Consider the following 18,732-nt stretch of genomic DNA (forward strand, 5'->3'; position numbering starts at 1 on the left):
CGAAGTAAGCATACAAATGCTTAAGGGATCACGATGCAGAACAGCGCTTTGAAAGCCTGGTTGGACTCTTCTTACCTCTCTGGCTCGAACCAGAGCTGGATAGAACAGCTCTATGAAGACTTCTTAACCGACCCTGACTCGGTAGATGCTAACTGGCGTTCGACGTTCCAGCAGTTACCTGGCACCGGAGTCAAACCGGATCAACTCCACTCAAAAACACGTGATTATTTCCGTCGGCAGGCGTTGATTACCCCACGTTACTCTTCTTCTATTTCCGACCCTGATGCCAATGTGAAGCAGGTTAAAGTCCTGCAGCTCATTAACGCCTACCGTTTCCGCGGTCATCAACATGCGAATCTCGATCCGCTGGGACTGTGGCAGCAAGAGAAAGTGGCCGATCTGGATCCGTCTTTCCACGATCTGACCGATGCGGATTTTCAGGAAAGCTTTAACGTAGGTTCTTTTGCCGGCGGCAAAGACACTATGAAGCTGAGCGACCTGGTTGTTGCGCTGAAACAAACCTACTGCGGTCCGATTGGCGCCGAGTATATGCACATCACCAGCACCGAAGAAAAACGCTGGCTTCAGCAGCGCATCGAGTCTGGCCGTGCCGCGTTCAGTAGCGAAGAGAAAAAACGCTTCCTCAGCGAACTGACCGCTGCGGAAGGCCTGGAACGCTACCTGGGCGCGAAGTTCCCGGGCGCGAAACGCTTCTCGCTGGAAGGCGGTGATGCGTTAATCCCGATGCTCAAAGAGATGATCCGCCACGCGGGCAACAGCGGTACGCGTGAAGTGGTGCTGGGCATGGCGCACCGTGGTCGTCTGAACGTACTGGTCAACGTGCTGGGTAAAAAGCCGCAGGACCTGTTCGACGAATTCGCGGGCAAACATAAAGAACACCTCGGCACTGGCGACGTGAAGTACCACATGGGCTTCTCATCGGATATCGAAACCGAAGGCGGTCTGGTACACCTGGCGCTGGCGTTTAACCCGTCGCACCTGGAAATTGTTAGCCCGGTGGTAATCGGTTCCGTCCGTGCGCGTCTGGATCGTCTGGATGAGCCGAGCAGCAATAAAGTCCTGCCTATCACCATTCACGGCGATGCGGCAGTCACCGGGCAGGGCGTGGTTCAGGAAACCCTGAACATGTCGAAAGCGCGTGGTTACGAAGTGGGCGGTACCGTTCGCATCGTTATCAACAACCAGGTGGGCTTCACCACCTCTAACCCGTTGGATGCGCGTTCTACTCCATACTGCACCGACATCGGTAAGATGGTTCAGGCGCCGATTTTCCACGTCAATGCGGATGACCCGGAAGCGGTCGCTTTCGTCACGCGTCTGGCGCTGGACTTCCGTAATACCTTCAAACGAGATGTCTTCATCGATCTGGTGTGCTACCGCCGTCACGGCCACAACGAAGCCGACGAGCCGAGCGCAACCCAGCCGCTGATGTATCAGAAAATCAAAAAGCATCCGACACCGCGCAAAATCTACGCCGACAAGCTGGAAGCGGACAAAGTCGCCACGCTGGAAGATGCGACCGAAATGGTCAACCTGTATCGCGATGCGCTGGATGCTGGCGAGTGTGTAGTGAAAGAGTGGCGTCCAATGAACATGCACTCCTTCACCTGGTCGCCATATCTCAACCACGAATGGGACGAAAGCTACCCGAACAAAGTTGAGATGAAGCGTCTGCAGGAGCTGGCTAAACGCATCAGCACTGTCCCTGAAGCGGTTGAAATGCAGTCGCGCGTTGCCAAAATTTACGGCGATCGTCAGGCCATGGCCGCAGGCGAGAAGCTGTTCGACTGGGGTGGCGCAGAGAATCTGGCTTACGCCACGCTGGTTGACGAAGGCATTCCGGTTCGTCTGTCGGGTGAAGACTCCGGTCGCGGAACCTTCTTCCACCGTCACGCGGTAATTCATAACCAGGCGAACGGTTCAACCTACACGCCGCTGCAGCATGTGCATAACGGCCAGGGCACGTTCCGCGTATGGGACTCCGTACTGTCTGAAGAAGCAGTGCTGGCGTTTGAATACGGCTATGCCACGGCGGAACCGCGCACGCTGACCATCTGGGAAGCGCAGTTCGGTGACTTCGCCAACGGTGCTCAGGTCGTTATCGACCAGTTCATCTCTTCCGGCGAACAGAAATGGGGTCGTATGTGCGGTCTGGTTATGCTGCTGCCGCACGGCTACGAAGGTCAGGGTCCGGAGCACTCCTCCGCGCGTCTGGAACGTTATCTGCAACTTTGCGCTGAGCAAAACATGCAGGTTTGCGTCCCGTCTACCCCGGCACAGGTGTACCACATGCTGCGTCGTCAGGCGCTGCGCGGTATGCGCCGTCCACTGGTGGTGATGTCGCCGAAGTCGCTGCTGCGCCATCCGCTGGCGGTCTCTACGCTGGATGAACTGGCAAATGGCACCTTCCTGCCGGCCATTGGCGAAGTCGATGAACTTGATCCGAAAGGCGTGAAGCGTGTCGTGATGTGTTCTGGTAAGGTTTATTACGACCTGCTGGAGCAACGCCGCAAGAATGATCAAAAAGATGTTGCCATTGTGCGCATCGAACAGCTCTATCCGTTCCCGCATAAAGCGGTACAGGAAGCGCTGAAACCGTTCGCTCACGTACATGATTTTGTCTGGTGCCAGGAAGAGCCGCTCAACCAGGGCGCATGGTACTGCAGTCAGCATCATTTCCGTGAAGTGATTCCATTTGGGTCCGCTCTGCGTTATGCAGGTCGCCCGGCCTCTGCCTCTCCGGCAGTAGGGTATATGTCCGTTCACCAGAAACAGCAACAAGATCTGGTTAATGACGCGCTGAACGTCGATTAAATAAAGGATAAATAATGAGTAGCGTAGATATTCTTGTTCCCGACCTGCCTGAATCCGTAGCGGATGCAACGGTTGCAACCTGGCACAAAAAACCGGGCGATGCAGTACGTCGTGATGAAGTACTGGTAGAAATCGAAACTGACAAAGTGGTACTGGAAGTACCGGCATCAGCGGACGGTATCCTTGATGCGGTTCTGGAAGATGAAGGGACAACTGTCACTTCTCGCCAGATCCTCGGTCGCCTGCGTGAAGGCAACAGCGCGGGTAAAGAGACCAGCGCCAAGTCTGAAGAGAAAGATTCGACTCCGGCACAGCGCCAGCAGGCGTCGCTTACTGAGCAGAACAACGATGCCCTGAGCCCGGCGATCCGTCGCCTGCTCGGTGAACATAACCTCGAAGCCAGCGCCATCAAAGGCACTGGCGTCGGTGGCCGCATTACCCGCGAAGATGTGGAAAAGCATCTGGCCAAAGCGCCGGCAGCAACAGCCGAAGCCAAAGCACCAGCCGCCGCGCCTGCGCCTCAGCCTCAACTGGGTGCGCGTGGCGAAAAACGTGTTCCGATGACTCGTCTGCGCAAACGCGTCGCCGAACGTCTGCTGGAAGCGAAAAACTCCACCGCCATGCTGACGACGTTCAACGAAGTCAACATGAAGCCGATTATGGACCTGCGTAAGCAGTACGGCGACGCGTTCGAGAAACGCCACGGTATCCGTCTGGGCTTTATGTCTTTCTACGTGAAAGCGGTGGTTGAAGCGCTGAAACGCTATCCGGAAGTCAACGCCTCTATCGATGGCGATGACGTGGTGTACCACAACTACTTTGATGTCAGCATGGCGGTCTCCACGCCGCGCGGCCTGGTAACGCCGGTCCTGCGTGATGTGGATCTGCTGGGTATGGCTGACATTGAGAAGAACATTAAAGAGCTGGCAGTAAAAGGTCGCGACGGCAAGTTGACGGTTGAAGATCTGACGGGCGGTAACTTCACCATCACTAATGGCGGTGTGTTCGGTTCCCTGATGTCTACGCCGATTATCAACCCACCGCAGAGCGCCATCCTGGGTATGCATGCCATCAAAGATCGTCCGATGGCGGTAGACGGCAAGGTTGAAATCCTGCCGATGATGTATCTGGCGCTGTCTTACGATCACCGTCTGATCGATGGTCGTGAGTCAGTAGGCTTCCTGGTAACCATTAAAGAGTTGCTGGAAGATCCAACGCGTCTGCTGCTGGACGTGTAACGAAAAAGAGTATCACCTGCCCCGTAGGTCTGGACGCCTTATCAGGCCTACGGGTAAAAGATAACGATTACCTGAAGGATGGACAGAACACATGAACTTACATGAATATCAGGCAAAACAACTTTTTGCCCGCTATGGCTTACCGGCACCGGTGGGTTATGCCTGTAATACTCCGCGTGAAGCTGAAGAAGCCGCATCTAAAATCGGCGCAGGCCCGTGGGTAGTGAAATGTCAGGTTCACGCTGGTGGCCGTGGTAAAGCGGGCGGTGTGAAGGTTGTTAACAGCAAAGAAGACATTCGCGCTTTTGCTGAGCACTGGCTGGGGAAACGTCTGGTGACTTACCAGACAGACGCGAATGGCCAACCGGTAAATCAGATCCTGGTTGAAGCGGCGACCGATATCGGTAAAGAACTTTACCTCGGCGCAGTGGTTGACCGTAGCTCCCGTCGCGTGGTCTTTATGGCCTCTACCGAAGGCGGCGTGGAAATTGAAAAAGTGGCGGAAGAAACCCCACACCTGATCCACAAAGTGGCGCTGGATCCACTGGCAGGCCCGATGCCTTACCAGGGACGCGAGCTGGCGTTCAAACTGGGTCTGGAAGGTAAACAGGTTCAGCAGTTCACCAAGATCTTCATGGGCCTGGCGACTATCTTCCTGGAGCGTGATCTGGCGCTGATCGAAATCAACCCGCTGGTAGTGACCAAACAGGGCGACCTGATCTGCCTCGACGGCAAACTGGGCGCTGACGGCAACGCGCTGTTCCGCCAGGCTGACCTGCGTGAAATGCGCGACCAGTCTCAGGAAGATCCGCGTGAAGCGCAGGCGGCACAGTGGGAACTGAACTACGTTGCGCTGGACGGCAACATCGGCTGTATGGTTAACGGCGCGGGCCTGGCAATGGGCACCATGGATATCGTTAAACTGCACGGCGGCGAACCGGCTAACTTCCTCGACGTGGGCGGCGGCGCGACCAAAGAGCGCGTGACCGAAGCGTTCAAAATCATCCTCTCCGATGACAATGTAAAAGCCGTACTGGTTAACATCTTCGGCGGTATCGTACGTTGCGACCTGATCGCTGACGGTATCATCGGCGCGGTAGCGGAAGTGGGCGTTAACGTTCCGGTTGTCGTTCGTCTGGAAGGCAACAACGCCGAACTCGGCGCGAAAAAACTGGCTGATAGCGGCCTGAATATTATTGCAGCGAAAAGTCTGACGGATGCAGCTCAGCAGGTTGTTGCCGCAGTGGAGGGGAAATAATGTCAGTTTTAATTAATAAAGATACCAAGGTTATCTGCCAGGGCTTCACCGGTAGCCAGGGGACATTCCACTCCGAACAGGCGATTGCTTACGGTACGCAGATGGTTGGCGGCGTAACGCCAGGCAAAGGCGGCACCACTCACCTGGGTCTGCCGGTGTTTAACACCGTGCGTGAAGCGGTAGAAGCGACTGGCGCAACGGCCACCGTTATCTACGTTCCGGCGCCGTTCTGCAAAGACTCCATCCTGGAAGCAATTGATGCAGGCATCAAACTGATTATCACCATCACCGAAGGTATCCCGACGCTGGATATGCTGACCGTGAAGGTGAAGCTGGACGAAGCGGGCGTGCGCATGATCGGCCCGAACTGCCCAGGCGTGATCACCCCGGGCGAATGCAAAATCGGCATCATGCCGGGTCACATTCACAAGCCGGGTAAAGTGGGTATCGTTTCCCGTTCCGGTACGCTGACCTATGAAGCGGTTAAGCAGACCACCGACTACGGTTTCGGCCAGTCCACCTGTGTCGGTATCGGCGGCGACCCGATTCCAGGCTCTAACTTCATCGACATTCTGAAGCTGTTCCAGGAAGATCCGCAGACTGAAGCGATCGTGATGATCGGCGAGATCGGCGGTAGCGCGGAAGAAGAAGCGGCGGCGTACATTAAAGATCATGTCACCAAGCCGGTTGTCGGCTACATCGCGGGCGTCACCGCGCCGAAAGGAAAACGTATGGGCCACGCCGGTGCGATCATCGCCGGTGGTAAGGGTACCGCTGACGAGAAATTCGCGGCTCTGGAAGCTGCTGGCGTGAAAACCGTTCGCAGCCTGGCCGATATCGGCGAAGCGCTGAAAACCGTTATTAAGTAAGAAGTAAAAAACAGCCCTGACTATCTGCATGGTCAAGGGCTGGTCCCGTTTCGACATGGTTGGCCATCTGATGATGGCCTTTTTTGTTTTCTGCCGTCTATTCTCTTGCGATTCGATCATAATCATATTCATAAATGAGATTATTTTTTGCGGTCAGCATCATTCTTTCTCTTGATTAAATTCTGCATATTACCGGCTTTAATATCATGAGTGCCGGAGGAGAGCGTGCCGCTGAAAATCCAGAATGACTATTTACACGTTTTTTTCTCGATAGCCGAAGTATTCTCTCGCGCGACCGGGTTAGCCGCGGTCGTGATTGATATTCACGGCAAGGCACTGTCGGATTGTCATAATTTTAATTCGTTCTGCACATTAATGCGGGCGGATGAGCGGTATCGTGTAGGTTGCGAAAAATGCGATAAGCAGTGCGCTTTTGAGGGGCTAAAACAGCTTAAACCCAGAATACTCACCTGTCATGCAGGGTTAAGTTTGTTCTCGATGCCAATAATTAATGAAGGGCATCTTTATGGTTTTATTGTTTGCGGGCAGGTCCGGTCAAAGTATCAGGAATATAAAACTATCGTAATTAATAATAAATTTTCATGGATGGATGACCCAAAAATAAAAGCTGAATGGGGTCAGGTTGCGGTAGTGGATAATAATACGCTGGTGGCATCGGCTAATTTGTTAAGTTTTATTGTTGATAACTATGAGCAAGAGCGACAATCCGATCAGATATTCGCCCCACCGATCCGTTACGTTCGTCATTATTTCACTGAACCTTCTCGTCATGAGAAAAAACTTCTGGCGGCGCTGCGTTATATTGATGAAAATTTGTATGGTGAATTATCCCTGGAATCCGTAGCGGCGCATGTGTGCTTAAGCGCGAACTATTTCAGCCGATTTTTTAAGAAGCGGCAGGGCGTTAATTTTAAAACCTGGGTGAATCAGAAAAAAATGCAAAAAGCGGGGGAGTTGTTGCACGATCCCGTGCACTCAATAGACAGTATTGCCCGGAAACTTCAATACGCGCAAACCAGCTACTTTTGCCGCGTTTTCAGGGCGGCGCATCAAACGTCGCCCCAGTCTTTTCGTCATGCCAGACTTTCGCAGTAAAGATCTTCTGCCACGGTGATGGCTTCCGGTATAAAAGAGAGTCGATCGCTCAGGGTCACCACCTCGCCAATAACAATCAGCGCAGGCGGAGCAATGTTAGCCTCCTGCGCTTTGCTCAGTAATGAACCGAGCGTACAGGTTAGTCGGCGTTGATTCTCCCGGGTGGCGGACATAATTAGCGCAGCGGGTGTATCTGCTGATTTACCGCCCATCAACAGCTCTTCGCAAATAAACGCCAGATTGGCGATTCCCATGACGATAACCAGCGTGCCATTTAGCTTCGCCAGTTGACGCCAGTCCTGCTGCTGGTTGCCTTCCCGCGTATGGCCTGTCACCACGTGAAAACCGGAGGCGAAATCGCGATGCGTCACCGGGATCCCGGCATAGGCCAGGCCGCCGATGGTAGAACTGATACCCGGCACAACTTCAAATGGGATACCCGCTTCAACAAGATCTTCAACTTCTTCGGCCCCACGACCAAACACATAAGGATCGCCCCCTTTCAGGCGTACGATGTTGTTATGTGTTTGGGCATACTGGACCAGTAATGCGTTAATTTCATCCTGCGGAACACAATGAAAGCCGGGATTTTTGCCGACATTGATAAGCAGGCAATCAGGTAATGCCCATTCCAAAATTTTGGGATTGACCAGCCGATCGTAAATAATGACATCAGCCTGTTTAATGCACATCATCGCTTTGAGGGTGAGTAATGAAATATCACCGGGACCTGCTCCAACGAGCCAGACCTTTCCGAAAGTTTTCACATTGTGTCCTTTATCACGTCTAACAAAAAAAGGCAGAAACTACATCAAGGAATGATTAAAAGCAGTCGTTTGCCCGTAAGTTATAACGTGAAATTATCTAAAATTATCGCATGGATAATATTGATTAATCTCGCAAAGTTTTTTCTGCAATAAACAAGTTAACTTGAAAAATTATTAAGAACTTATTGGCACTATTTGCATAGGTTTAACCTTATTTAAATTGTGTTTATTGTTGTGCTTGAGTATTATTGGTTAATATTTATCCGCCATCTGTATGAGTAAATCATGGATTGGATCAATGACATCAATGGATGAAATAAAATATAACTCTCGATGCTTATCTGGGTGTCTTGAATTATTTTTTATAAATTAAACTATTTTTGTACGCTGCATATGGAAGAGGTTATGAGAGGAAAAATACCGAAGACGGAGTTGCTGGTAACTTTTGAAGTTGTTGCGCGTCACGAAAGTTATACCCGGGCTGCTGAAGAGCTGGCTTTAACACAAAGTGCTGTTTTCCGTCAGGTGAATGCACTGGAGGATTTTCTGAATACCTCGCTATTTAATCATGCCAAGAAACGCATTTTTTTAAATGCGGCGGGCAAACATTATTTAAGTATCGTTAAAGAAACGTTAAATAAACTTGAGCGAGATACGACGACGATAATGACCTGGCAGCCGACGGTGCAGGTTATTGAGCTGGCAGTGAATCCGACCTTCAGCACGCATTGGCTGATCCCGAATCTGCGCGAGTTCAACAAACTCAATCCTGATATTATCGTGAATATCCATTCGCTGGCGAATATTGGTGATTTTCTCAATCGGGAGTATGACGCGGCAATCATGCGTGAAGATTTCTACTCGCCATGGTCGGGCGTTGAGTACCTGTTTGAAGAGGAAATCCTGCCGGTCTGCAGCCGCTGCTTGCTGGCTGAGCCGGAGCGGAAACTGGCGGTCGAGGAGTTGCTGAACGAATTCCCGCTTTTACACCAAAGCACGCGTATCAAAGGCTGGCAGGAATGGTTTGCGCTGTCAGACGTCAGCAGCCCGTTGGTCAATAAAGGTCCAAGATTTGATCTGCTGTCGATGCTGATTGCGGCGGTTCGCTCTAATCTGGGCGTGGCATTGCTTCCTCGTTTTGCCATTCAGCACGATCTGGACAGTGGTGATATGGTCATTCCTTGCGATGTCCCGATGCGAACCGGGAACCGTTTCATCATGACGTGGCGTGAAGAGAAAGCGGAATCTGTGCATTTACAGATCTTCCGGGACTGGCTGTTGAATAAATCTGTGGTATCGCCTGCCTGATGGTACCGTGTGCCTTGTCAGGCCTGCAAAGAACGGTAGGCCGGATAAGACGCCAGGGCGTCGTTATCCGGCAAAAGAATGGCTACCAGTCGATTCCCACCTGCGCCTGAATACCGCTGTCAAACGCGTGCTTGACCGGGCGAATTTCGCTGACCGTATCGGCCAGTTCCAGCAACAGTGCGTGGCATCCGCGCCCGGTGACGATAACACTCTGACCGACAGGGCGATTTTCGATGGCGCTGAGAACCTCCTGGGTATCCAGGTAGTGGTAAGCCAGCATGTAAGTCAGTTCATCCAGCACCACCAGATCGTAATGCGCATCAGCCAGCATGCGCTTACTTTCTTGCCAGACTAAAGTGGCCGCCTCGATATCGGCTTGCCGGTTTTGGGTTTCCCAGGTAAATCCGGTGCCCATAATATGGAATTCAACGCCGAGCGGCTGCAGGGTGTTGTACTCGCCATTATCCCACTGACCTTTGATAAACTGCGCGATGCCAACGGTTTTTCCGTGACCAACCGCGCGCGTTGCCGTGCCAAAGGCTGCGGTGGATTTCCCTTTACCGTTACCGGTGAAGACAATCAGGATCCCTTTCTTCTCCGTTGCCGCCGCCACGCGGGTATCAACCTGTTCTTTCAGTTTCTGCTGACGTTGGCGGTGTCTGTCATTATTGGCTCGCGCTTCCATTACGTCTCCTTAATGTCCTGCCGGACAGGTTGCGCAGCGGTGTTGCTGCTCAAACTGACTAAAGAAGTTATTACCTTTGTCGTCGACTAACACGAAGGCCGGCATATTTTTAACTTCCATCATCCAGACCGCTTCCATTCCCAGTTCGGGATATTCCAGGCAGTGCAGGCTTTTCACGTACTGTTGGGCAAGCAGGGCCGCGGCGCCGCCGATGCTACCGAGGCTAAATCCACCGTGTTTATGGCAGGCATCAGTGACCTGTTGGCTGCGGTTACCTTTGGTGAGCATAATGAGACTACCGCCTTGTGCCTGGAAAGCATCGACATACCCATCCATGCGCCCGCCAGTGGTGGGACCCATTGAACCACAGGCCTGATTCTCCGGCGTTTTGGCGGGACCTGCGTAATAAACGATATGCTTTTTCATGTATTCCGGCATCGGTTCGCCGTTATCCAGGCGCGCTTTGATGTTAGCGTGGGCAATATCACGGGCGACAACAATTGGACCACTTAACGACAAACGAGTACCGATAGGCAGAGCGGACAGGTCGTGCAGAATCTCGCGTAGCGGGCGGTTGAGATCCAACTGTACGGTTTGGGCGCCATTTTCTACCCGTTGGGAATCAGGAATGAATTTGCCCGGGTTATGCTCCAGTTTCTCCAGCCAGATACCGTGTTTGTTAATTTTAGCCTTAATGTTGCGGTCGGCTGAGCAGGAGAGGGCCATGGCGATAGGGCAGGAACCACCGTGACGCGGCAGGCGAATCACGCGGATATCGTGGGCAAAATACTTGCCGCCAAACTGCGCACCGATACCAAACTCACGGCTGGCATTGAGCAACTCGGCTTCCAGGGCCGTATCGCGGAACGCCTGACCCAGTTCGTTCCCGCTGGTGGGCAGGTTGTCGTAATACTTGGTTGAAGCCAGCTTGGCGACTTTCAGCGCCTGGTCGGCCGACAAGCCTCCAACGACGAAAGCGATGTGATAAGGCGGGCAGGCGGCTGTGCCCAGTGATTTCATTTTTTCGATCAGAAAGGCGGTGAGCTTTTCCGGTTGCAGAATGGATTTTGTTTCCTGGAACAGCGCCGCTTTATTGGCCGAGCCGCCGCCTTTGTTGACGAACAGGAAGCGGTATTCATTGCCAGGCGTGGCGCTGATATCGATTTGTGCCGGCAGGTTAGTCTGAGTATTGACCTCGGTGTACATATCCAGCGGGGCATTTTGCGAATAACGCAGGTTGTTTTCGGTGAAGGTGGTATACACGCCTTTGCTTAACGCTTCTGCGTCATCGCCGCCGGTCCAGACATGCTGACCTTTGCAGGCCACAATCGTTGCCGTTCCGGTATCCTGACAGTTAGGCAGCACGCCTTTGGCCGAAACTTCAGCGTTGCGCAGCAGTTGCAATGCAACATACTTATCGTTACCGCTGGCCTGTGGATCGTGCAGAATGCTGGCGATCTGTTTCAAATGTCCGGCGCGCAGGAAGAATGAAGCCTCATAAAATGCCTGCTGTGCTAATAAGGTTAACGCTTCAGGCGCAACCTTAATCACTTCCTCTCCGTCTAACTCCGAAACTGTAACGTGCTGATTACTCAGTAATTCATATTCGGTACTATCTTTACCCTGAACAAAGAGTTCCTGCCAGACAAATGGTTTAGACATGTTTACTTCTCACCTCTTCGTGTTGTTTGCCGGATAAGCGAAGCGCCATCCGGCATAGAGTTTTATTTTGCTAAAAAGACATTCGCTTCGGTCGCTTCGGCGACATATTCGATCGTTTTCTGGGCACGAACGCTGTTACCGGCTTCATCCAGCGGCGGGGAATAGACGGCTATCGCATATTCGCCTGGCACAACGGCAACCATCCCACCGCCGACGCCGCTTTTCGCCGGGATGCCTACGGTGTACAGCCACTTACCACTACCGTCGTACAAGCCGGCAATGGCCATTTCAGCCAGTACCTGCGGGACATATTTTTCATTCAGCAATTGCTTACCGTTGAACGGTGATTTGCCTTTGTTCGCGAGTACCGCGCCCATTTTGGCCAGTTGCTCAACGGTGATATCGACGGAGCACTGACGGGTATAAATTTCGACAGCGTCGTCTGTGTTGCCATAGAAGCTGTTATAGGATTCCATCAGCTTCGCCAGCGCCTGATTGTGCTGGTTGGTTTCCATCTCGGATTTGAAAACCGGCTCGTTCACGGTGAGTGTGGCATCAGCCCAGACGTTCAGGTTGTCGAGGATTTTGTTCCAGCGATCGGTTTTATCTTTGGCTTCGATCAGGCTAACGGTGCTCATCGCCCCGGCGTTTACCAGCGGGTTTTCCGGTGCGCCTTTAGTCAGTTCTACCGCTAAACCTGAATTGAACGGCATGCCGGTGGCATTGGCCCCAAGTTTCTCCAGGACGACCTGTGGGCCATGCTGTTCCATGGCGAGCGCCAGGGTGAAGACTTTACTCAGGGATTCCATAGGGAAGGGTTTGTTAACATCACCCACCTGATAGATCTTGCCGTCCACCGTGGCAATGGTGATGGCAAAATTTTTCGGGCTGTAGGTCGCCAGGGCAGGGATGTAGTCGGCGACTTTGCCATCATTGTTACTTTTATATTTCTGATGTGCCTGGTCGATAATCTTTGCGTAATCCGGCGCGGTTTGCGCGAATGAGGTGGCGCAAAACAAGAGGCTGAAAGAAAAGAGACTCACGCCGATAAGGGTTTTATTCATGGTGTAATCCTGTTGGTGTGTTCATCATCTTGCCGGATAAGCGCGAGCGCCATCCGGCAATCGCGTGCTATCAGGACATCGCAACTTCTGACGGTTCGGTCGCCGGACGTTCTTGTTCCGGTGTCTTCACTGGCGCAGTTCCGCGACAGCCCTGGCCGAAGTGTTCACCTTCCCAACGACCTACAATGGCAGCACCCATGGCGTTACTCATGACGTTGGTAGCGGAACGACCCATATCGAGGAATGGATCCACACCCATTAGCAGGATCAGACCGGCTTCCGGAATGTTGAACTGGTTCAGGGTAGCGGCGATAACGACCATTGATGCACGCGGTACGCCCGCCATCCCTTTCGAGGTCAGCATCAGGATCAACAGCATGGTGATTTGCTCGCCCATGCTTAGTTCGATATTGCACGCCTGAGCAATAAATACGGTGGCAAAGGAGCAGTACGCCATCGAGCCGACCAGGTTAAAGGAGTAACCGATAGGCAGAACGAAACTGGCGATTTTTGAGGAAACGCCGAATTTTTCCAGTTTGTCCAGCGTGCCTGGGAAGGCGGCTTCAGAGCTGGAGGTGGTGAAGGCCAACAGTGCTGGTTCGAGGATTGATTTCGTTAAGCGCGCGATGCAAGGCCCGACGATCATGGTGGACAGACCGATCAGGATCGCCCACAGCATACCCAGCGTCAGGTAGAACTCACCCATAAAGATCCCGGCGCTGACCATTACTCCCAGACCACGTTCGGCAATCAGACCCGAGATAGCGGCAAACACGGTCAGTGGCGCAAACAGCATGACGTAGCCCGTCAGCTTCAGCATTACGTGCACCAGTGAGTCCAGAACCTTCACGATCGGCTCGGCTTTTTCACCAATCGCAGCCAGGCTGCAACCGAGGAAAATTGAGAAGACGACGATCTGCAGAATTTCGTTACGTGCCATCGCATCAACAATACTGGTTGGTACCGCGTGCGAGATAAATACTTTCAGCGTGAACGGTTCAGATTTAACGGCGGCAACGGCCCCGGCGTCATGCGGAACAAAGTTGATGCCAGCGCCTGGCTGGAAAATATTAACGATAACCAGGCCCAGCGCGATTGACAGCAGTGAGGCGCAAATAAACAGGAAGAAGGTTTTCGAAAATATACGTCCCAGCGTTTTGGCATCGCCCATTTTGGCAATACCCACAACCAGAGTTGAAATAACCAATGGCGCGATAATCATTTTCACCATGCGTAAGAATATGGTGGTAAAAATGGAAATATCTGCTGCATAAGATTTTGCCGTTTCAGCCGCGACCATATTATTTATGGCCACCCCGGCAATCATGCCGAGTATCAGACCTAATATGATCATCTTCGTTAAACTTATTTTCTTCATGTGTACTCCATCGGATAAAGGTTGGTAATTGGAATTGTGTAGGGCGGCGCGCGCCTGAACCTGGACAGCAGTTCAGACGCACGCCTGTTGTGACCAACCGCATGAATAATTCGAAGCACTGTGATACAGCTGAATTCTGTGCTCCAATGGCTGTTATTGTGTTTTTTACTACAGGTCGAACTCAATACTTAATAATGGCGCGTGTTGCTGCGCACCATAAACATCATTGTCACCAATGTTGCCGGAGATAATATCGCGCGGCATGACAATTTTTACGGCATTCGCCGGGTCAAACCAGACAATATTATGAATAAAGTCAGGTTTGACATTATACAAACCAGCAATAAGTTGTGGCGTTAATTGTTCTGAACGCTTCACTCGCTGATAATCTTCACGGGTTTTAAATAAAATATCTAAAACCAGTTCGTACGGCCCGGCATTTTTGGAACGAATGACTTGCGCCAGCGAACAAATTGAGTGTTTCATGCCTGAACTCCTTCTGGCGTCACCTGTTCAATGTGGAAATCAAAACGCAGCGCATCGCTCGCTTCAATCAGGTGATAGATCGAGAACTCATACACCGGTCCACTCTGAATATCGGATGGCGAGAACGGGAAGGCGAGGTTGCCCGCGGTCGCAATGCGATTTTCATAACCGTAGTGCAGTAGGGTAGAGCGCACCAGCGAGCAAACGCTGTTGGCGATATCCTGCGTCGGCGCGACGACGTCCAGCAAAATCCCCAGTTCATGACCGGCGGTTTTCATCGGCTCATGGTTGCCCATCACACCGTTCTTACCGTACAGGTGGAACGTCATACGGATACTGTCGTCATTCAGCGAGAGGTTACGCTTAACGCTGGCCTGTACCTCTTCGAGAATAGTGTCAATTCCGGCAATCATGATCGGGTCGCGCGTTCCGGCGATGGTCAGGCAGCGGAAGCCAACCTGACGTGCGCCTTCCAGTTTCAACGCATACGGCGTTTCTTCATGACGTGAACCGCTGACATACACTTCGCCCTCGTTAACCTGGGTGAAGGTGCACGCTTTCAGGTTCAGCACGCCGCCTGGCCCCGGCAGGAAGTACGGATCGGACTTCTCATACAGGGTGTGCGCCGCCGCGGAAGTTTCAGTGAACTTACGCTTGGGATTGAACGCTTTCAGCGTAAAGCCGTTGTCGTCAATGATCCCCATCGCACAATCTGAGCCAGAGCCAGGGATGGCGGCAATGGCGGCACACTCAAGGATCTTACCGCAATGAAGCGCCAGACCTTCATCAAAGCCCTGCATAATCGGCAGCGCGGCGAAGCAGGCCGGATCGTAGGCTCGTCCGCCCAGTACCACCTGCGCACCGGCTTGCAGCGCGCGCTGGAATGGCTCGACGCCCATCTGCGCGACAATGTAGGTGCTGTCTTCAATTGCCTCGTGAGTCAGTTCAGGCACAAAATCGAGCGCGGTGATTTTGCCGTTATCCAGCGCCTGATGAACGATTTCTTTGTCAACATCAGACGGGATGAGCGCCATGGAGAAGGACAGTTTTTCTTCCTGGGCAATCTCATGGATTATCTGGCGACACCACTCCAGATGCGGAGCGGCGCCTGAACCACCGGCCGTGCCAATCACTACCGGGATGTTGTTCTTAACGCCTGCTACGATCATATAGCGCAGATCGCGTTTCACTCCGGCCCTGTCGGTAAAAGGTTTACCCGCCCCCAGGTAATGAGGGCCAGGATCGGAGGAACCTGCGTCAACAGCAATAAGATCCGGTGACTCTTCCATGGCTTTACGAAAACTCTCTTCCGGGAAGCCATAACCCAGGATAGCCGTAGGCGATAAGATCTTAAATGTGCGTGCCATCTCTTAATCCTTAGTTTGCAACAGCGCGATGGTGCGGTTCATTTCGTTAAACACGATGTTGAGACCTTCATCGAAACCCATACCTGGTTTGACCAGCATGCGCATAGGACGCGCAGCCAGCGCGACGTGTACGCAGGTGCGAGCACTGATTTCCGTTTCGTTACAGGTACCGCCCTGATAGGCTTCCATCGCGTGTTTGTTGCAATACAGCACTGCGTCAACGATGTTGTGAATACCGCCCAGATCCGGGGTTTTGATCTGCACCATGTGGCAACTGCCCGCGTCGGTGAAGTCCACGATGTCCTGATAGGTGTTACACCACTCATCCGCAACGATTTTCACGCCGGAACCCAGACGGGTCAGTTCTTTGGTAATGGCGGTTAACATGCGGATCTGATCCGGCTTGTTACCGGCATCCACCGGACCTTCAATGTACAGCGGCAGGCCCTGAGCTTCCGCTTCCAGGCTGGCGATGTATTCAGCGCAGCGCACCGGATCCATATCGAAGATCAGACCGATAGTGCCATAGACATCAATGTGCAGCGTCGGGTGATAACGCTCACTGGTGCGCAGGGTTAAGATGCGATTAGACAACCAGCGCACATACTCACGCAGCTTTTCACCTTTAAAGCCCAGCTTCTCTTCCACGTTGTTGATCAACGCGTGCGGCAGAACGTCCACGCCTTTCAGGATCATCTTGTCGACGGCGATATAACGGTCATCACCACTCTGACCAAATAATGGAATGGCTTCCGGGACGCATGGCAGTTGCCACTCGTCGCACACCACTTCAGTTTTCAGACGGCCGGTCGCCAGCGCCGCCGCGTCGAGCAGTGCCTGAGAAAGACCGTAACGGACGGCGGTATGCAGCAGATGGCCATCGATACGCAACTGATCAAAGAAGCGGGCGTTTGGCAGGAAAGCATCCACGTCACGGCCTTCCAGCAGCGGCTTGATATGATCGTTGAGGAAAGGAATAAAGTTTTCAGCCAGGAACAGCGGGTCGCGGCCGCCTGCGCCTGAATATTGCACCGCAGCACAATCGCCTACCGCCACTGCGCCGTTTTCCAGAACCAACTGCACAGAAACGCATTCACCCGCCTGGCGGACAGAGGTAAAGCCAGGCGTTACCGGAGAGCCGGTATAGATAAACCCGTCATGACCGGCACCGTTTTTGATGGCCTGCTGATCGTCAAAATAAAATGAGGAGTAGCCAGCGGTGAAAAGGGCCTGTTTAATTTTCATTATGGTCTTCCTATTAATTTACTGTGGGATACGGCGTTGATGTCATCAATGACCATCTGGAAAGAAGGTTTACGGCCTTCGAAATGCGCGCGCTCTGCGACGTAGTCGTGGTGCAGGGCGAGAATGTCTTTCGGCAGCGGAACAGCGCCGGCTTCGAGAATACGGATGGCGCCTGTGTTATCGCGTACCGGCAGAATCTTCCCGGCGTTACAGGCGGCAGGGGCGAAAGGCACATCCAGCACGCCAGCTTCAAAGGCCAGCACCGTACCGCGTGCAATATCGCCATTGCCGAGTTCAAAGACTTTTTTCAGCACCGCGCGGACTTCGCTCTTGATCAGCTCGACTTCCTGTTCCACGGCTGCGCACTGCGGGAATTTCTGGTCGCTGACCATGTTGAGCATCTGGCGTGATGCTTTAAGACCCTGAGCGTTAGCGGCCGCTGTTGGGATACCGAACGCTTCGTGCGGGCTTTTGGTGATCACTTTTGTTGCGCCCGACATACCGGCAACCGCTGCGCCCCAGGCGATAACGGAGAAGGCTTTCGCTTCATCTTCCGGGAATCCGCCCATCCACTGATGGAAAACGGTGCTCAGCTCGTAATCGTCGAAGCCGTGGTTATGGAAGTATTCGTGGGACAGCTCACGCAGCGCCTGAATAGCGGCGATATCCTGCGTCAGGCTACCGACCTGACCGTAGCCGACGGTGATTGACTTCACGCCCTGTTCCAGCGCCAGCAGACCTTCAATAATCGCAACCGAGTGGGACATAAATGGTGGGATCAGGGTGCCGGTCAGCGGACCAAACGGTTCGCGGTTGATGCGAATACCGTTCTCTTCATACAGACCCATCAGACGATCGCAGTACTGCCAGTCGCGGATGGATTTTTCCAGGGTGACGCGTTTGGCATAAGGGATGTTGTAAGAGATACCGCCGCCTTCGTAGCTGGTAAAGCCACTGGCCATGGCGATTTCTGCCAGCAGGCGCGCGTCCGGCGTACCGTGGCGAACCTGGATCGGTTTTTCCAGTGACTCAGTCATACGGCGGCAGGCAGCAACCCCGTGATTGACGACCGGTAAACCATTCAGCTTGGAAGTCCCTGCTTCGATGGATTTCTGGATCCCGACAGCGGCTTCTTCATAGCGGTTCAGACGGGTGTAGGCATCAATAGTACTTGGCAGGAGGTCGCACTCTTCCTGCAACGTTTTGAGCAGCGCAATATGCTCGTCCATTAACGCCACGCCTGCGCGCGGTTGGCTCAGGGTTCTACCTTCCTGATCGGCCTTCAGCAGGGCAAGGGAGAAGCGCTTTTTATCCGGAATTGATTGCTGGTACTTCACGCCATCTTCGAAGTTCTCAACGTCTTTACCGGTTTCCCAGGTTTGCAACACCTGATGCCTTTCGGTCATGAATTCGTCATGGGTCAATTTTTTATTTCGAAGTTCCATTCGTAGCTG

General features: G+C 52.9%; 15 protein-coding genes. 6 read left to right on the plus strand and 9 right to left on the minus strand.

From position 1 onward, the window contains the following. Positions 1–33 precede the first annotated feature (33 nt). From sucA to OOJ59_RS02785, 5 genes are all read left to right on the plus strand, one after another. On the plus strand, positions 34–2,835 hold the full coding sequence (gene sucA, locus OOJ59_RS02765) for a 2-oxoglutarate dehydrogenase E1 component (RefSeq protein WP_038638891.1): 2,802 nt from the start codon (positions 34–36) through the stop codon (positions 2,833–2,835). Positions 2,836–2,849: 14 nt separating this feature from the next. Next, positions 2,850–4,073 carry a 2-oxoglutarate dehydrogenase complex dihydrolipoyllysine-residue succinyltransferase gene (gene odhB, locus OOJ59_RS02770; protein ID WP_038638894.1) on the plus strand — a complete coding sequence of 408 codons (1,224 nt, stop codon included), beginning with the start codon at positions 2,850–2,852 and terminating at the stop codon, positions 4,071–4,073. A gap of 91 nt (positions 4,074–4,164) precedes the next feature. Beyond that, positions 4,165–5,331, plus strand: a complete 1,167-nt coding sequence (gene sucC / locus OOJ59_RS02775) for an ADP-forming succinate--CoA ligase subunit beta (RefSeq protein ID WP_038638897.1) — start codon at positions 4,165–4,167, stop codon at positions 5,329–5,331. Continuing rightward, positions 5,331–6,200 (plus strand): succinate--CoA ligase subunit alpha, encoded by an 870-nt coding sequence (gene sucD / locus OOJ59_RS02780; RefSeq protein WP_003022929.1) that lies wholly within the window; start codon positions 5,331–5,333, stop codon positions 6,198–6,200. Before sucC ends, sucD begins: the two co-directional genes overlap by 1 nt. 225 nt (positions 6,201–6,425) lie before the next feature. Then, positions 6,426–7,316, plus strand: coding sequence for a PocR ligand-binding domain-containing protein (locus OOJ59_RS02785; RefSeq protein ID WP_038638901.1), 891 nt, complete (start codon positions 6,426–6,428; stop codon positions 7,314–7,316). On the opposite strand, the gene cobA is transcribed toward OOJ59_RS02785, so the two are convergent. Further along, positions 7,295–8,083, minus strand: coding sequence for a uroporphyrinogen-III C-methyltransferase (gene cobA / locus OOJ59_RS02790; RefSeq protein WP_085047491.1), 789 nt, complete (start codon positions 8,081–8,083; stop codon positions 7,295–7,297). The two genes, OOJ59_RS02785 and cobA, sit on opposite strands and share 22 nt — an antisense overlap. Positions 8,084–8,488: 405 nt before the next feature. Here cobA and OOJ59_RS02795 point away from each other — a divergent pair, with 405 nt between their 5' ends. After that, a complete protein-coding gene (locus tag OOJ59_RS02795; protein WP_038638907.1) occupies positions 8,489–9,391 on the plus strand; it encodes a LysR family transcriptional regulator in 903 nt (300 codons plus the stop codon). An 82-nt stretch (positions 9,392–9,473) separates the two neighbouring features. Here OOJ59_RS02795 and cobO read toward each other — a convergent pair whose 3' ends face one another. From cobO to OOJ59_RS02835, 8 genes are all read right to left on the minus strand, one after another. Further along, positions 9,474–10,076 (minus strand): cob(I)yrinic acid a,c-diamide adenosyltransferase, encoded by a 603-nt coding sequence (cobO, locus tag OOJ59_RS02800; protein WP_085047490.1) that lies wholly within the window; start codon positions 10,074–10,076, stop codon positions 9,474–9,476. Between the two features lie 9 nt (positions 10,077–10,085). Then, the gene (locus tag OOJ59_RS02805; RefSeq protein WP_061381689.1) at positions 10,086–11,738 is read right to left on the minus strand and encodes a class I fumarate hydratase; all 1,653 of its coding nucleotides are present in this window, start codon (positions 11,736–11,738) and stop codon (positions 10,086–10,088) included. 62 nt (positions 11,739–11,800) lie between these two features. After that, positions 11,801–12,802: a glutaminase A gene (gene glsA, locus OOJ59_RS02810; RefSeq protein WP_038638918.1), complete on the minus strand. Its 1,002-nt coding sequence runs from the start codon at positions 12,800–12,802 to the stop codon at positions 11,801–11,803. 70 nt (positions 12,803–12,872) lie between these two features. Further along, entirely contained in the window at positions 12,873–14,180 is a 1,308-nt protein-coding gene (locus tag OOJ59_RS02815; RefSeq protein ID WP_038638921.1) for a dicarboxylate/amino acid:cation symporter, read from the minus strand. A gap of 168 nt (positions 14,181–14,348) precedes the next feature. Beyond that, a complete protein-coding gene (locus OOJ59_RS02820) occupies positions 14,349–14,666 on the minus strand; it encodes a DUF4387 domain-containing protein (RefSeq protein ID WP_006685446.1) in 318 nt (105 codons plus the stop codon). Further along, positions 14,663–16,033, minus strand: coding sequence for an acyclic terpene utilization AtuA family protein (locus OOJ59_RS02825; protein ID WP_268063331.1), 1,371 nt, complete (start codon positions 16,031–16,033; stop codon positions 14,663–14,665). The genes OOJ59_RS02820 and OOJ59_RS02825 overlap by 4 nt, the downstream gene beginning before the upstream one ends. A gap of 3 nt (positions 16,034–16,036) precedes the next feature. Beyond that, the gene (locus tag OOJ59_RS02830) at positions 16,037–17,278 is read right to left on the minus strand and encodes a methylaspartate ammonia-lyase (RefSeq protein WP_038638925.1); all 1,242 of its coding nucleotides are present in this window, start codon (positions 17,276–17,278) and stop codon (positions 16,037–16,039) included. Beyond that, positions 17,278–18,723 carry a methylaspartate mutase subunit E gene (locus OOJ59_RS02835; RefSeq protein ID WP_038638927.1) on the minus strand — a complete coding sequence of 482 codons (1,446 nt, stop codon included), beginning with the start codon at positions 18,721–18,723 and terminating at the stop codon, positions 17,278–17,280. The genes OOJ59_RS02830 and OOJ59_RS02835 overlap by 1 nt, the downstream gene beginning before the upstream one ends. Positions 18,724–18,732: the final 9 nt, after the last annotated feature.

This window comes from Citrobacter sp. W9, assembly GCF_026719375.1.
In the GTDB taxonomy this organism is placed as follows: Bacteria; Pseudomonadota; Gammaproteobacteria; order Enterobacterales; family Enterobacteriaceae; genus Citrobacter; species Citrobacter werkmanii.